Origin of the sequence: Streptomyces sp. CoH27 (assembly GCF_020181035.1) — a bacterium.
In the GTDB taxonomy this organism is placed as follows: Bacteria; Actinomycetota; Actinomycetes; order Streptomycetales; family Streptomycetaceae; genus Streptomyces; species Streptomyces camelliae.
This window is the reverse complement of the sequence record NZ_JAIQYY010000002.1, coordinates 168,568-182,814: the sequence shown is the minus strand read 5'-3', so window position 1 is coordinate 182,814 and position 14,247 is coordinate 168,568. Positions and strand designations below refer to the sequence as shown.

The following is a 14,247-nucleotide window of genomic DNA, read 5'->3' as shown; positions in this document are numbered from 1 at the left end:
TGGGCAGTTCGCAGGACAGACGGGCTACGGTTTTAGGGGGACGGCCAGCCGGACGCAGGTTCCGGCGCCTGGCGCCGAGTCGATGTGCACGGTGCCGCCCACTTCCGCCAGCCGCTGGGTGATGGATCGCTCCAGGCCGGAGCGGCGCGGCAACGCTGACGGGTCGAAGCCACGTCCCGCGTCGGTGACGCTGACCAGGACGCAGCCGACCTCCACCGTGGCGCGGACCACCGCCCGGTCCACGCCCGCGTGCTTGCGGGTGTTGGCCAGGGCCTCGGCCGCCGCGTCGGCCACTGCTGCCACCTGGTCCCTCTCCAGACGACTGTGCGGGCTCCCGCCCTGGGTCAGCGCCGCCGCGTTCACCTCCACCTTCAGGCCCTGATGGGCCATCCGGGCCGCGACCGAGTCCAGTGCCGCGAGCAGGTCGCCGGAGGAGCGCTCGTCACCGGTCTCCACCAGGTGCCGTAACCACGCGGCCTCGGTCGCGAGATAGGAGCGCGGCTCGCCCGCGGTCACCAGGCCGTCGCGCAGCAGTGCCTCGAAAGTCTGCAGCACCCGGTCGTGCAGGATCCGGTAGTACCGCGTGCGCTCCTGGCCGCGGGCCAGGTCCTCGCTCCGTTCGCGTTCGCGGTCGATGGTCCGTGCGTTCGAGTCCAGCTCGTGGGTCACGAGCCACACCAGTGGCGTCAGCCCGAGGTAACTCACGACGTTGGGCACCCCGTTCCATCCCTGCCCGGGCACCGTCCGTACCGACAGCAGGTAGACCAGAGCGAGTGCCACCGTGGCTGCCGCCGTGACGGCGAGGCGCCGGTACGCCATGCCCACCCCGACCAGGGAGAGCAGCGAGTACGGGTAGCTGAAGTACGCCCAGCCGGTCTGCGGCCCCGGGCGTACCAGCTGCGCGTTCAACGCGAGTGCCACCCCTGTCACCAGGATGTCCGCGGTCACCCATCCGGGCAGGACTCTGCCTCGCCGGAAGCCGGCCACCACCGCCCCCACCCCGGTGGGCAGCAGTCCCGCCGCCAGGCACAGGCATCCCGGCACGGAGCGCATTTCCGCGCGATCCGTGAGCAGGCCGGCCCCGATATTGAGGAATCCGCCCGCCTTCGCCAAGGCCAGTGCGAGGAGTTCCAGACGTCGCAATCGGGCGACCGCACCCGTGCCACCTGTCTCGCTCACGCCTTGCCGCGCCGTTGCCGTTCCAGGGCGATCCGGGTCAGGTCGGCCTTGTTCCCTGCGTGCAGCTTGACGCGGATCCGCTCGACGTGGGTGTCCACCGTCGATTTCTTGATCCCCAGGCGGAAAGCGATCTGCTGGTGCGTGAACCCTTGCGCGATCATGTCCAGCACCCGTGCCTCCTGCTGTGACAGGCGCCCTGGACCGGTGTCCGGCTCCGGATCCTGTTCCAGCTCCACCTTCAGGATGTCGGCCAGTTGTGCGGAGAGTGCGAAACCTCCTGCGGCCACGGTCCGGGCAGCGGAGACGATCAGTTCCGGATCGGACTGTTTGGTCACATACCCGCCCGCGCCTGCCCTGATCACCGCCCGCACATCGCCCTGCCGACGTGACGCCGACCTCACCAGCACCCGGTTGGCAGCCGCCAGCCGGGCCACCAGCGGCACACAGGGGGTGTCGTCCTCCAGATACAGATCGACCAGGATCAGATCGAAGGCCCCGAGATCGCCCAGCTCCCCGGGATCCGGCGTGGACGCGGTGACGGCGAACCCACCTGCGTCGGTGAGGATCGCCGCGACGCCTCGACGTGTCATGGGATGGTCATCGACCACCGCGACGCAGACCAGCGCATCATCCCCGGGCACCTCGGTATCGAGCCAAACCCTGCCCTTGGCGCCAAGGGCCTTTTATCACAAGGGTGTTCACGGCGAGGAGGTCGCAGGCAGTCTGCGAGCGGTTCCCTGAAGCGCGGCGGTCACGGAGGTCGGCCTTGCACCGCTGATGATCCTGCTGGCGCTCATCGCCTCGACCACGGTCGGTGCCTGGGACGACCGCGCGGCGCAGGCGTCCGGCCTGGTAACTGTCGCTCGCGGTGAGATGATCTTGCTGTGGCGGGCGTGATCACAGCGTCGGAGAGCGTACAAAAACTCCTGTGCACCGGCTCGCGCACCTCTGCGATCATCCCCGAATGGCGCACAGTCTCGAATCGCTGGTCATCCGGCACACCCACCGCCTTCCGTCCCCCAAGGGCTCTGCCGGGGAAGGAGTCATCGCCGCACGGCAGTTCGACGCGGCACTGGCATCGGTGGGGTTCAAGCTCTCGGCGGAGCTGCTGGAGCGACTGTCGGGGCTGTCCGAGGCCGCGGTCGTGCACACTGCCAAGCGGACGCTGCGCACCGTGAGCGAGATGGTGGGCGACCACGTCCGACACAACTCGTACTTCATCGACTTCCCGGCGAACGTGCCGGACACCGAAGAGTTCTGGATGCTGTGCGTGGCGAAAGCGCTCGGCGACGAGAAGTCGCGCCAGAACGTGCTGACGCAGCTGGGGAACGGGGTGCTGGACCTGCTCAGCCTTCCCACGTACGGCCGGTACCAGCACACCTACGAGGAAATGCTCGCGGCGCAGGACGAACTGATCGCCTCGGCGGGCGACCGGGTCACCGTCCTGCATCTCGGCCGGGACCTGGACGACGAACTCACTGACCTGTACCTGGCCCTGGCCGGCAGCACGACCCCGCTGGGCGAGGACGACCTGCGCGACCTCAAGGCCCTCGCCGAGCGGTGCGCGCTCGGCCCCCAGCCGGGGGCCATCCCGGTCCGGGAGAACCGGGCGGTCATCAACGAAGCCCGGGTCGGCGTCGGGGCGGACCTCCTCCTCGACACCGTCACCGATGTACTGCGGCTGGCCTGCGCGCTGTCGGGCGGCGACGTGACGCTGCAGGAGCCGACCCGGTTCCGGGCGCTGTCGCGGCCGCTGCGGCGGGGACTGCTCGCGGGTCTCGACGCCGTGGTCGCGGCGAACCCCGCGAAGCTCGCCGATGTGCACGCGCACCGGGAGCCCTTCAAGCGGCTCGGCGAGCGCCTCCACCCGCACGAATACCCGCGCTGGCCGCACGCCGCCGATGTGTTCGCGGTCGCGCGGGGCGAGAAGGAGGCACCGTCCTTCGACAGCCGGATCGAGAAGCTACTCGACGCGTACGACGTCCGCGGGGCGGTGGAACTGCTGAAGTCCGCTCCCGGCAAGCTGTTCCGCGCCCTGGACCTCCTGCTGCGCATCGCCGCCGACCAGGAGGAACGGGACGCGGTGGTGGCCGCCGCGGTGCAGGCCGCTCCCCACGTCTCCGGCCGGGTCGTGCTCTCGGTGCGCGAGCATCTCCACAACCGGGCCCGTGAGAGCGACGCACCCCGGGTCTTCGTAAACCGCCGGGGCCGCGCCTGGGTGACCCCCGACTTCCGACCGCCGGTACCGGCCGCAGACCGCGATCGTCTGATCGCCGCCCTCGACGCCGAGATGCGTCGTCGGCTCCCGGCGCCGGGCCGGCTGCTGCTCGACCCCGATGTCCTCGACGTGGCGCTTCCGCTCAGCGGCCGGGCAACCGCGGGCGGGCTCGGCGTATTGCCGCGAGGGTCGGTCTCCGCGGTCGACGGCGAACAGCTGCGCTTCTTCGTGTACTGGAAGCAGACCAAGGACCGGACCGACTACGACCTGTCGGCGCTGCTTCTGCACGCCGACTACAGCACCGATTCCTGGCTCTCCTATACGTCCCTCAAGGCCGTCGGTGGCAGGCATTCGGGCGACATCACCGAGGCGCCCGACGGGGCCTCGGAGTTCATCAGTCTGTCCCTGGACCGAGTGCGCAGCACCTTCATCGTTCCGCAGGTCAACATCTTCGCCGGCGAAGGCTTCGAAGAGGTCGAGGAGTCGTTCTTCGGCTTCATGCTGCGCGACGGTGAGCAGAAGGGCCGGCCGTTCGAGCCGCGCACCGTGCGGATGAAGTCGGAGCTGCGTGGGGTGGGCCGGGTGGCGCTGCCGCTGGTGTTCCAGCGCGGGGACGACGGCCGGTGGCGCGCGAAGTGGCTGCACCTGTATCTGAAGGGCATCTCGTCGGCCAATCGGGTCGAGGAGAACCAGGCATCCGTGTCGAAGGTGGTGCGCGCCATCGTGGAGCGCGAGCAGCTGACGGTGGGGTACCTGATCGACCTGATGTCCGGCGGCACCACGACCGTGGACCTGTGGGACGGCGAGTCGGTCCCGGACGAGCCCGTGATGTACATCGGCCTCGAACGTCCCGAGGGACTGCATCCGGACTCACGGATCATCACCCGCGAAAATCTGCGCGACTTGATCCCGGGCTGAGTGCTAGCGTTGCCCACGGCGAGGCCATGAAGGGGCTTCCTTCTCAACTCCTTTCCAGAAACGAGTTCCTTCGCTTTCCTCGCCGTCGACCTCGACTGGGAGGCGCCCGCTCGGCGCCTCCCAGTTCTCGTGTCCGCCGATGCGGCCGCGCGCGGTGCGGGCCGCTGCATCATCCGGCGAGGGCGTGGTTGTGCAGGCGGGCGACGCCGAGCATGGCGTGATGGGCACCGTCGCCATTCAGGCGGCATTCGCGGAGGATCTTCCAGCGCAGGTTCACATCCTGTCGTCCCGGCGGAAGCGATGGACCGGTTCCGGGCCGTACCCCATCGGGTTGGCCAAGCCGGATTGATGCATTCGGGTTCGACGCTCCGCCGTGCGGGCGGTATCGGTGTGCCAGAACGGTTGTTGCCGTGACGACGCGTCGTAGCTGCGGAAAATCTGCCTCGGTGTCCGCGACTCCCATGTCCCCGCCGAGGAGGAAACCCCGTGATCACCGTGGTGAACAAGTCGACTCTCTGCACCGATGACGAAGTGAAGGCCATGACCCGCGCCTGTGCCACTCAGGTGGAAATGCACGCGGCGCCGATCTGGGGTCAGACGCCGACTCCGGTCGTCTATGCCGCCGACGAGGCGGAGGCCCCTCCCGGGGCTTGGTGTATCGCGATCATGGACGACGCCGACCAGGCCGATGCACTCGGCTGGCACACCGAGGAACAAGGAGACGTGATCTACGGCAGGGTCTTCGCCCGCCCCGTGCTCGACAACGGCGGCGCCGTCCTCACCGGCCCGCTCACCGTCTCCAGCGTGCTGAGCCACGAAGTGCTCGAAACGCTGGTCGACCCGCACGTGAACCTCTGGGCCGACGCCGGTAACGGTGAGGCCTATGCCCTGGAATGCTGCGACGCGGTGGAATCCGACTCGTACCCGGTCGATGTGCTCGGTGTCGGCCGGGTGGGCGTGTCGAACTTCTGCAGCCCGCACTGGTTCGACCCCAGGGCTGCCAAGGGCGAGAAGTTCGACTTTCTCGGCAAGGTCACCGCTCCCTTCCAGATGTCCAAAGGGGGCTACGTCGTCATTACACGCGAAGGGAAGGTGCACCAGAAGTACGGCGAGGAATACCCGGAGTGGCGCAAGCAGACAAAGCTCGCCGACACCTCCCGCAACGCGCGGCGTGTCCGGCGCTGATGTCGGGCTCGGGGGTCCCGAAGCATGACGACGGCTGAACCGCAGGTGGAGGGGGGTGCCGGAGTAATCCGCCCCCCCCCTCGGTCGGTTCTCGCCCGGTCCGTCAGCCCTTGTTGGAGCCCAGGGTCAGGCCGCTGACGAATTGGCGCTGGAGGGCGAAGTAGACGATCAGGGTGGGGATCGCGGTGAGCAGGGAGCCGGCGGCGACCAGATTGGGGTCGGTGAAGTACTGGCCGGAGAGGTTGTTCAGGGCCGAGGTGATCGGCATGTTGTCGCCGGTCGAGATCAGTACCAGTGCCCAGAAGAAGTCGTTGTAGATCCAGATCGACAGCAGCGTCGCCAGGGCCGCCATCGCGGGTTTGCACAGCGGCAGGGTGATCTGCCAGTACAGCCGCCATACCGAGGCTCCGTCGACCAGCGCGGCCTCCGTCAGTTCGTGCGGCAGTGAGCGCATGTAGTTGCTCAGTACGAACGCGCAGAACCCGGACTGGAAGGCCACGTGGATGAGGACGAGGCCGAGGGCGGAGTCGTACAGCTTGCCGCTGGCCGTGATGCCCGGCAGGTTCGTCAGCAGGTACAGCCGGTACAGCGGGGTGATGATGACCTGCTGGGGCAGCAGGTTGCCGGCTGTGAAGACCAGCAGCAGGGCGAGGTTGAGACGGAAGTCGAAGCGGCTGACGTAGAACGCCACGCACGAGGACAGGAACAGGGTCAGCAGCACGGCCGGCACCGCGATGATCAGCGTGTTGCCGAAGTAGTGCAGCATGTCCGACTGCTGGAAGGCGTTCGTGAAGTTCTCGAACGTCAGCTTGCTCGGCCAGGAGACGTAGCCCTTGGCGCTGGTCTCGCTGTACGGCCGCAGGGCCGAGAAGATCGCCCACAGCAGCGGGGCCAGCCAGGCCAGTGCCGTACCGGCGAGGAAGACGTGCAGCAGGACGCGGGCCGGGCGGATGGGGGCGCGCCGCTTCAGCGGCAGAGTGGTGCTGCTCATGCGCGCCGCTCCTTCCGGAAGGTGGCGATCAGGTACGGGATGATCACCGCGAGGGAGATCACCAGCAGGACGACAGCTATCGCCGACCCGTATCCGATGCGGCTGGACTCGCCGATGATGTTGTTCGTCACCAGGATCGACAGCAACTCCGTGCCCTGGGCGCCCTTGTTGAAGACGAAGACCAGGTCGAAGGCGCGCAGGGCCTCGATGATGGTGACGACGAGGACGACGGTGTTGGTCGGGCGCAGGGTGGGGAAGATGACGCTCTTGAACGTCTGCCACTCGTTGGCGCCGTCGAGGGCCGAGGCCTCCCGCAGTGACGGGTCGACGCTCTTCAGGCCGGCCAGGTAGAGGATCATCATGTAGCCGGTGTGCCGCCAGGACGCGGCGATGAGGACGGCCCACAGGTTCAGGTGCGGGTCGCCGATCCAGTCGATGTAGTGGCCGGGTTTGTTGGCGCCGATGATGCTGTTGATCAGGCCGGTGTCCGGGTTGTATACCAGCTGCCAGACGAAGCCGATGCAGGCCATCGAGATGACGACGGGCAGGAAGAACGCGGTCTGATAGAGGCGGCTGAAGCGGATCTTCTTGTCGAGCTGGACGGCGAGGAACAGGCCGAACGGCGTCGGGATCAGGATCAGTACGACGAACCAGATGATGTTGTGCTGAACGGCCGGCCAGAACTGCGGGTTGTCGTTGAAGAGTTGTTTGAAGTTGTCCAGGCCCACCCACTTGATCGAGTCGAACCCGATGCCGTCCCAGGTGGTGAAGGCGAGGAAGATCGAGGCGATGGCGGTGACCCAGACCAGGGCCACGTGCAGGACCGTCGGCACGCCGGCCATGAGGCCGAGCGTGATCCGGTCACGGCGGGTCAGCAGGCGCCGGTGGCCCTGCGTGGCCCGCTTGTTCTCGGGCGTGGGCCCCGGGGGCGCCGTGGCGGCCGCCTCCGGGGTCTTCGTCGTCGTGTCGGTCGTCATCGGGTCGCTCACGAGGACGCGAAGATCGTCTTCTTCTGGCGCTCGATGGACGACAGCAGGCTGTCCACGCCCTGGGGGTTCTGGAGGAACTTCTGCAGTCCGGGCTGCATCACGGTGGAGGTGAAGTCGGGCCGGGAGTCGCGGTCCATGAACTGGGTGAGGTTCTTGGCGGCGCCGATCATCTCGAACGCTTTCTTCTGCAGCGGCGAGTAGGCGGAGGTGGAGGCCTTGTTGGAGGCGGCGACCACGCTCGGGTCGGTCTTGAGGTACATCTCCTCGGCCGCCGGACTGCCCAGGTACTCCATCAGCTTGAGGACACCGTCGTGGTTCTTCGGGGACTTGCTGACCATGAAGCCGTCGGTGGGTGCCTCGACGGTCTCCTGGCCGTACGCGGAGTTGATCTCCGGGAAGGGGAAGAAGTCCAGGTCGTCCAGGTCGGCCTTGTTGGTGAACTGCTGGGCCACGAAGGAGCCCAGCAGGTACATGCCGGCCTTCTTCGACACCAGCGTCTGCGCCGCGTCCTCCCAGGTACGGCCCATGAAGCCGTCCTGGTGGTAGGGCAGGATCTCGGCCCAGTGGTCGAAGACCGCCCGCACCTTGGAGTCCGTCCAGGAGGCCTTGCCCGCCATCAGCTGGACGTGGAAGTCGTAGCCGTTGAGGCGGAAGTTGATCTGGTCGAAGGTGCCCATCGCGGGCCACGCGTCCTTGTCGCCGAAGGCGATCGGGACCAGGCCGTCCTTCTTCATCTGCTTGCACAGGGCCACCAACTGGTCCCAGGTGGTGGGGACCTGGTAGCCGTGCTGCGTGAAGACGCTCTTGCGGTAGAAGATCGCCCAGGGGTACGTCGTCACCGGCACGAAGTAGTACTTGCCGTCCTCGCCCTTGCTGAGCTTCTTCATCGCGTCGGGGAAGTTGTCCCCGATCTTCGCCCACACGTCGTCGACAGGCGAGGCCAGGCCCTTCGCCGCGAAGAACTGCATGCGGTACCCGGCGAACCAGTTGAACACGTCGTCCGGGGTGCCCTGCAGATACGAGTTGATCTGCTCCTGGAAGGTGTTGTGGTCCTTGGTGTTGACCTTGACCGTGATGCCGGACTGCTTCTTGAAGTCCGCGTACACGCTTTCGAAGGCCTTCTTCGGCACCGCGTCGGAGGCGTTGGAGCCGACCGTGACGGTCTTCGGGTCGGAGGAGGAACCGCTGCTCCCGCAGGCGGACAGCAGGGGTATGCCGGCACCGGCGAGCAGGGCGGCACCGCCTGCTCCGCGGAGCAGTGAACGACGGCTGGGACCCGGCACGGAAAGACCGGAGGGCGAGAGGCGCATGGCGGCTCCTGAGGAATACAGGGCTCGGTCAAGGGGATGAGTCGATCACCGAAAGGTCGTCGAAACCGCTCAGAAATCAACTCGACCAAACATCGTGGGCGTCATAACACCCCCATGTCCGCTCATGCGTCAATAGGTCGGGTCGCACTCGGGAGTCTCTTGCCCGAAACGTAATCGTCACCGTTACCTGCAACGTTGTTGAACCGCGGGGCGGGATCGGCCGGCTCAGGGCCTGACCAGCAGTTGGAAGTCGAACGCGTAGCGCGAGGCCCGGTAGACATGGCTGCCGTACTCCACCGGCCGGCCCGTGTCGTCGTAGGCGGTGCGGCGCATGGTGAGCAGGGCCGCACCCTCCTTCTCGTCCAGCAGGGCGGCCTCCTCGGCGGTGGCGCTGCGGGCGCCGATCGACTGCCGGGCGCTGTGCAGGACGATCCCGGCGGACCGCAGCATCCGGTACAGGCCCGTCGACTCCAGCCGCTCCGTGGGGAGTTCGAGCAGTGCGGGGGGCAGGTAGTTGCACAGGAACGCCACCGGCCGGCCATGGGTCGAGCGCAGCCGCTCCAGTACGGTGACCTCGGTGCCCTCCGCGAGGCCGAGGGCCGCGGCCACGTCGGGGGAGGCGGGGGTCCGCTCGTTGCGAAGCACCCGGGTGCTCGGTCCCTGTCCGGCCGACTCCAGGTCGTCGTAGAGGCTGCTGAGTTCCAGGGGCCGCTTGACCTGACTGTGGACGACCTGGGTGCCCACCCCGCGGCGGCGCACCAGCAGGCCCTTGTCGACCAGGGACTGGATCGCCTGGCGGACCGTGGGGCGGGACAGGCCGAGCCGCACGGACAGGTCGACCTCGTTGCCCAGGAGGTTGCCCGGAGCCAGCACTCCGTGTTCGATGGCCGCCTCCAGCTGCTGGGCGAGCTGGTAGTACAGGGGTACCGGACTCGTGCGGTCCAGGTCGAAGGGGAGGGAGTCGACCGCCCGGTCACCCGGTGCCGTTCGCTGCGGTGTGCGGTGTACTGGGCTCATGCCTGTCAGGTGTAGGCCCGCGGGGGTCCACGTGTCAATGATTTGTACTTACATTCGGACCTGCTTGTGAAATGATGTCTTAACAAAGTCTTGACAGCGGCCTCACCAGGGACTTGGATCGCGTCCCAACGCAACAGCCCTTCCCCCGTCGCACGCACAGTGAGGTGCTGGAAAGATGGACCGCTCTTCTCGCTCCCGCTCCCGCAGACTGGCCCCCGTCGTGGCAGTGGCCGCAGCGGCAGCTCTGACCCTCGCCGGCTGTTCCAGCAGCCACGGCGGGAAGAAGTCCGAGGAGGCGGCGCAGAGCGCCTCGGCAGGCAAGGCCGACACCCCTCGGATGACCGTCGCGCTCGTCACGCACCAGGCACCCGGTGACACCTTCTGGGACACCGTCCGCAAGGGCGCCGAGGCCGCCGCGGCCAAGGACAACATCAAGCTGGTCTACTCCGCCGACCCGAACGCGGGGAACCAGGCGAACCTGGTGCAGAACGCGATCGACCAGAAGGTGGACGGCATCGCGGTCACCCTGGCCAAGCCGGACGCCATGAAGAGCGTCATAGGCAAGGCGGAGCAGTCGGGCATCCCGGTGGTGGGCCTGAACTCCGGACTGAGCGACTGGAAGAACCTCGGCCTGATGGAGTTCTTCGGGCAGGACGAGAGCGTGGCGGGCGAGGCGTTCGGCAGCAAGCTGAACTCGACCGGCGCCAAGAAGGTCGTGTGTGTCATCCAGGAGCAGGGCAACATAGGCCTCACCCAGCGCTGCGACGGCGTGAAGAAGACGTTCCAGGGCACCACTGAGACCCTGTATGTGAACGGCACTGACATGCCGTCGGTGAAGTCGACCATCACGGCCAAGCTGAAGCAGGACAGCGCCATCGACACCGTCGTCACCCTCGGCGCCCCCTTCGCGCTGACCGCCGTGCAGTCGGTGGGCGACGCGGGCAGCAAGGCCAAGGTGGCCACCTTCGACCTGAACAAGGACCTGGTCAAGGCCGTCCAGAACGGCTCCATCGAGTTCGCGGTCGACCAGCAGCCCTACCTTCAGGGCTACCTGGCCGTGGACTCCCTGTGGCTCTACAAGAACAACGGCAACTACAGCGGCGGCGGCGTGCAGCCGGTGCTCACCGGTCCGGCCTTCGTCGACAAGTCGAACGTCGACAAGGTCGCGGAGTTCGCCGCGAAGGGCACCCGGTGATGAGCATGGCCCAGCACGCCGAGCCGGCGGTGACCACACCGCCGGCCTCCGGCCCGGAGCAGACCGACGGCCGCACCGCCCGGCGCCCGGTGGCGCTGCGGCTGCTGGCCCGCCCGGAGGTGGGCGTCTTCCTCGGCGCCGCCGCGGTACTGGTTTTCTTCCTGGTCGTCGCGCCCTCGGTGCGCCAGGGCAGCTCGATGGCGACGATCCTGTACCAGTCCTCGACCATCGGCATCATGGCCCTGCCGGTGGCGCTGCTGATGATCGGCGGCGAGTTCGACCTGTCCTCCGGCGTCGCGGTGATCTCCTCGGCGCTGACCGCGAGCATGCTCAGCTACCAGCTGACCATGAACGTCTGGGCCGGCGTGATCGTCGCCCTGCTGGTCTCGCTGGCGATCGGGTTCTTCAACGGCTGGGTGGTGGTGAAGACGGGGCTGCCGAGCTTCCTGGTCACGCTCGGCACGTTCCTGATCCTCCAGGGCGCGAACCTCGCCGTGACCAAGTGGGTCACCGGCAATGTCGCCACCGACGACATCAGTGACATGGACGGCTTCAGCCAGGCGAAGAAGGTCTTCGCGTCGTCGTTCGACGTCGCCGGGGTGCAGGTGAAGATCACGGTGGTGTGGTGGCTGGTCTTCGCCGCTGTGGCGACCTGGGTGCTGCTGCGCACGAAGTACGGCAACTGGATCTTCGCGGTCGGCGGCAGCAAGGACAGCGCGCGGGCGGTCGGTGTGCCGGTGACGTTCACGAAGATCTCGCTGTTCATGCTGGTCGGCTTCGGCGCGTGGTTCATCGGCATGCACAACCTGTTCTCCTTCAACACCGTGCAGTCCGGCGAGGGTGTCGGGCAGGAGCTGATCTACATCTCGGCGGCCGTGATCGGCGGGTGTCTGCTCACCGGCGGCTCCGGGTCCGCGATCGGTCCGGTCTTCGGGGCGTTCATGTTCGGCATGGTGCAGCAGGGCATCGTCTACGCCGGCTGGAACCCGGACTGGTTCAAGGCGTTCCTCGGCGTGATGCTCCTGGGCGCCGTCCTGATCAATCTGTGGGTCCAGCGCACGGCGACCCGGAGGTAACCGATGACTGACAACACGGCAGGCACCCACGGCACGGTCGTCCAGGACACCGAGCCCGCCGCCGACGGCCTCCTGGTCGAACTGCGCGGTGCGGGCAAGTCCTACGGCAACATCCGGGCGCTGCACGGGGTCGACCTGAAGGTCCACGAGGGCCGGGTGACCTGTGTGCTGGGTGACAACGGCGCGGGCAAGTCGACCCTCATCAAGATCGTGTCTGGGCTGCACCAGCACACCGAGGGCGAGTTCCTCGTCGACGGCACCCCGGTGCGTTTCTCCAGCCCGCGCCAGGCCCTGGACAAGGGCATCGCCACGGTCTACCAGGACCTGGCGACCGTGCCGCTGATGCCGGTGTGGCGGAACTTCTTCCTCGGCTCGGAGATGACCCGGGGCCCCTGGCCGGTCCGCCGGCTCGACATCGCGGGGATGAAGGCGACCGCCGACCGGGAGCTGCGCAACATGGGCATCGTCCTGGACGACCTGGAACAGCCCATCGGCACCCTGTCCGGCGGCCAGCGCCAGTGCGTGGCCATCGCCCGTGCCGTCTACTTCGGCGCCCGCGTGCTGATCCTGGACGAGCCGACGGCCGCGCTGGGCGTGAAGCAGTCAGGGGTGGTGCTGAAGTACATCGCGGCCGCCCGTGACCGGGGGCTCGGCGTCATCTTCATCACCCACAACCCCCACCACGCCTACATGGTCGGCGACCACTTCAGCGTCCTGCGGCTGGGCACGCTGGAGTTGTCCGCCGACCGCAGCGAGGTCGGTCTGGAGGAGCTGACCAACCACATGGCCGGCGGCGCCGAACTCGCCGCGCTCAAGCACGAACTGGCCCAGGTACGAGGCGTCGACACCGAGGAACTCCCCGAGGAGAGCGACCTCACCGCACCCGTGGCGAACTCCCCGGAAGGAACCCCCTGACCATGGCGCACCCCACCCCCCTGGACCGCATCCGGGTCGGCTCGGCCCCCGACTCCTGGGGCGTCTGGTTCCCGGACGACCCGCAGCAGGTCCCCTGGGACCGCTTCCTGGACGAGGTGGCCGAGGCCGGCTACGAGTGGATCGAGCTCGGCCCGTACGGCTATCTCCCCACCGACCCGGCGCGGCTCAGGGACGAGGTGGCCCGGCGCAACCTCAAGGTCTCGGCGGGCACGGTCTTCACCGGCATGCACCGCGGCCCGTCCGTCTGGGAGCAGACCTGGGCGCACGTCAGCCAGGTCGCCGCGCTCACCCAGGCCATGGGCGCGCGCCACCTGGTGGTCATCCCCTCTTTCTGGCGGGACGACAAGACCGCCGAGATCCTGGAACCCCAGGAGCTGACCGCCGAGCAGTGGGCGCACCTGACCAAGGGCATGGAGCGGCTCGGCCACGAGGTCAAGGAGACCTACGGCCTGGACATCGTGGTCCACCCGCACGCCGACACCCACATCGACACCGAGGACCACGTCGAACGGTTCCTGGACTCGACCGACACCGAGCTGGTCAACCTCTGCCTGGACACCGGGCACTACGCCTACTGCGGCGGGGACAGCGTCAAGCTGATCGAGACCTACGGCGAGCGCATCGGCTATCTGCACCTCAAGCAGGTGGACCCGGAGATCCTGGCCGAGGTACAGGCCAAGGGCACCCCGTTCGGGCCGGCCGTCGCCCAGGGAGTGATGTGCGAACCGCCCTCGGGTGTACCGGAGCTGGGCCCGGTGCTGGCGGCGGCGCAGCGGCTGGGCGTGGAGCTGTTCGCGATCGTCGAGCAGGACATGTACCCCTGCGAGCCGGACAAGCCGCTGCCGATCGCGGTCCGCACCCGCCGGTTCCTGCGCTCCTGCGGGGCCTGACGAGCCGCGCGCTTTCCTACGTGCCCCCGGTGGATTCGGCCAGGAAACGGCCGGGAACCAACCGGGGGCACGCGGGCGTTGTGAGGATGACGGGGGAAGCCCGCGCAGACGGGAGGACGCGATGACACACCGTACGGAAGCACGCACGTCCCAGGACACCGACGCCGCGGCGGCCCGCCGCACCCGCTTCGGCACGCTGCCCGAGCGGATACGCCCGCAGGACACGGTGGAGACCAGCCCGGCGACCGTACCGGACCCGGCGCGGGACACGTACAACCCCGACGAGTGGCTGATCCGGTACTGCGGCTGAGACACGAAAGACGGCGCCGGGCACCGGCCCGGC

At 67.9% G+C, this 14,247-nt stretch carries 13 protein-coding genes and 1 pseudogene; 7 read left to right on the top strand and 7 right to left on the bottom strand.

All coding sequences use genetic code 11. The features are described from left to right. Positions 1-24: 24 nt before the first annotated feature. Both LE548_RS45915 and LE548_RS03605 read right to left on the bottom strand, forming a co-directional pair. Positions 25-1,179, bottom strand: coding sequence for a sensor histidine kinase (locus LE548_RS45915; RefSeq protein ID WP_225095133.1), 1,155 nt, complete (start codon positions 1,177-1,179; stop codon positions 25-27). After that, positions 1,176-1,787 carry a response regulator transcription factor gene (locus LE548_RS03605; protein ID WP_225095423.1) on the bottom strand — a complete coding sequence of 204 codons (612 nt, stop codon included), beginning with the start codon at positions 1,785-1,787 and terminating at the stop codon, positions 1,176-1,178. Before LE548_RS03605 ends, LE548_RS45915 begins: the two co-directional genes overlap by 4 nt. 356 nt (positions 1,788-2,143) lie before the next feature. Here LE548_RS03605 and LE548_RS03600 point away from each other — a divergent pair, with 356 nt between their 5' ends. Then, positions 2,144-4,315, top strand: a complete 2,172-nt coding sequence (locus tag LE548_RS03600; protein ID WP_225095132.1) for a TerD family protein — start codon at positions 2,144-2,146, stop codon at positions 4,313-4,315. Between the two features lie 169 nt (positions 4,316-4,484). Here LE548_RS03600 and LE548_RS03595 read toward each other — a convergent pair. Further along, positions 4,485-4,580 (bottom strand): annotated as a pseudogene (locus LE548_RS03595) (IS5/IS1182 family transposase); the annotation flags it as partial. Between the two features lie 221 nt (positions 4,581-4,801). On the opposite strand from LE548_RS03595, the gene LE548_RS03590 reads away from it, so the two are divergent. Then, positions 4,802-5,500 (top strand): hypothetical protein, encoded by a 699-nt coding sequence (locus LE548_RS03590; protein ID WP_225095131.1) that lies wholly within the window; start codon positions 4,802-4,804, stop codon positions 5,498-5,500. Between the two features lie 103 nt (positions 5,501-5,603). On the opposite strand, the gene LE548_RS03585 is transcribed toward LE548_RS03590, so the two are convergent. The 4 genes from LE548_RS03585 to LE548_RS03570 form a co-directional block, all read right to left on the bottom strand. Beyond that, positions 5,604-6,491: a carbohydrate ABC transporter permease gene (locus LE548_RS03585; protein WP_225095130.1), complete on the bottom strand. Its 888-nt coding sequence runs from the start codon at positions 6,489-6,491 to the stop codon at positions 5,604-5,606. Continuing rightward, on the bottom strand, positions 6,488-7,468 hold the full coding sequence (locus tag LE548_RS03580) for a carbohydrate ABC transporter permease (RefSeq protein WP_225095129.1): 981 nt from the start codon (positions 7,466-7,468) through the stop codon (positions 6,488-6,490). The genes LE548_RS03585 and LE548_RS03580 overlap by 4 nt, the downstream gene beginning before the upstream one ends. Positions 7,469-7,476: 8 nt before the next feature. Further along, positions 7,477-8,790, bottom strand: coding sequence for an ABC transporter substrate-binding protein (locus LE548_RS03575; protein WP_225095128.1), 1,314 nt, complete (start codon positions 8,788-8,790; stop codon positions 7,477-7,479). A 225-nt stretch (positions 8,791-9,015) separates the two neighbouring features. Beyond that, positions 9,016-9,807, bottom strand: a complete 792-nt coding sequence (locus tag LE548_RS03570; RefSeq protein WP_225095127.1) for a GntR family transcriptional regulator — start codon at positions 9,805-9,807, stop codon at positions 9,016-9,018. A gap of 175 nt (positions 9,808-9,982) precedes the next feature. Between LE548_RS03570 and LE548_RS03565 the strand changes: the two genes are divergently transcribed. From LE548_RS03565 to LE548_RS03545, 5 genes are all read left to right on the top strand, one after another. Continuing rightward, positions 9,983-11,002 (top strand): sugar ABC transporter substrate-binding protein, encoded by a 1,020-nt coding sequence (locus tag LE548_RS03565; protein WP_225095126.1) that lies wholly within the window; start codon positions 9,983-9,985, stop codon positions 11,000-11,002. Beyond that, positions 11,002-12,078: an ABC transporter permease gene (locus LE548_RS03560; protein ID WP_225095125.1), complete on the top strand. Its 1,077-nt coding sequence runs from the start codon at positions 11,002-11,004 to the stop codon at positions 12,076-12,078. The genes LE548_RS03565 and LE548_RS03560 overlap by 1 nt, the downstream gene beginning before the upstream one ends. A 3-nt stretch (positions 12,079-12,081) precedes the next feature. Beyond that, positions 12,082-12,993: an ATP-binding cassette domain-containing protein gene (locus tag LE548_RS03555; protein WP_225095124.1), complete on the top strand. Its 912-nt coding sequence runs from the start codon at positions 12,082-12,084 to the stop codon at positions 12,991-12,993. A gap of 2 nt (positions 12,994-12,995) precedes the next feature. Next, entirely contained in the window at positions 12,996-13,904 is a 909-nt protein-coding gene (locus LE548_RS03550) for a sugar phosphate isomerase/epimerase (protein ID WP_225095123.1), read from the top strand. Positions 13,905-14,025: 121 nt separating this feature from the next. After that, positions 14,026-14,214 (top strand): hypothetical protein, encoded by a 189-nt coding sequence (locus LE548_RS03545; protein WP_225095122.1) that lies wholly within the window; start codon positions 14,026-14,028, stop codon positions 14,212-14,214. Positions 14,215-14,247: the final 33 nt, after the last annotated feature.

What these genes read in the sequence shown, in the direction of transcription:
- LE548_RS03585 (WP_225095130.1), bottom strand. Translation starts at nt 6,491, where the DNA reads ATGAGCAGCACCACTCTGCCGCTGAAGCGGCGCGCCCCCATCCGCCCG.
- LE548_RS03570 (WP_225095127.1), bottom strand. Translation starts at nt 9,807, where the DNA reads ATGAGCCCAGTACACCGCACACCGCAGCGAACGGCACCGGGTGACCGG.
- LE548_RS03565 (WP_225095126.1), top strand. Translation starts at nt 9,983, where the DNA reads ATGGACCGCTCTTCTCGCTCCCGCTCCCGCAGACTGGCCCCCGTCGTG.
- LE548_RS03560 (WP_225095125.1), top strand. Translation starts at nt 11,002, where the DNA reads ATGAGCATGGCCCAGCACGCCGAGCCGGCGGTGACCACACCGCCGGCC.
- LE548_RS03550 (WP_225095123.1), top strand. Translation starts at nt 12,996, where the DNA reads ATGGCGCACCCCACCCCCCTGGACCGCATCCGGGTCGGCTCGGCCCCC.
- LE548_RS03545 (WP_225095122.1), top strand. Translation starts at nt 14,026, where the DNA reads ATGACACACCGTACGGAAGCACGCACGTCCCAGGACACCGACGCCGCG.
- LE548_RS03580 (WP_225095129.1), bottom strand. Translation starts at nt 7,468, where the DNA reads ATGACGACCGACACGACGACGAAGACCCCGGAGGCGGCCGCCACGGCG.
- LE548_RS03600 (WP_225095132.1), top strand. Translation starts at nt 2,144, where the DNA reads ATGGCGCACAGTCTCGAATCGCTGGTCATCCGGCACACCCACCGCCTT.
- LE548_RS03575 (WP_225095128.1), bottom strand. Translation starts at nt 8,790, where the DNA reads ATGCGCCTCTCGCCCTCCGGTCTTTCCGTGCCGGGTCCCAGCCGTCGT.
- LE548_RS03555 (WP_225095124.1), top strand. Translation starts at nt 12,082, where the DNA reads ATGACTGACAACACGGCAGGCACCCACGGCACGGTCGTCCAGGACACC.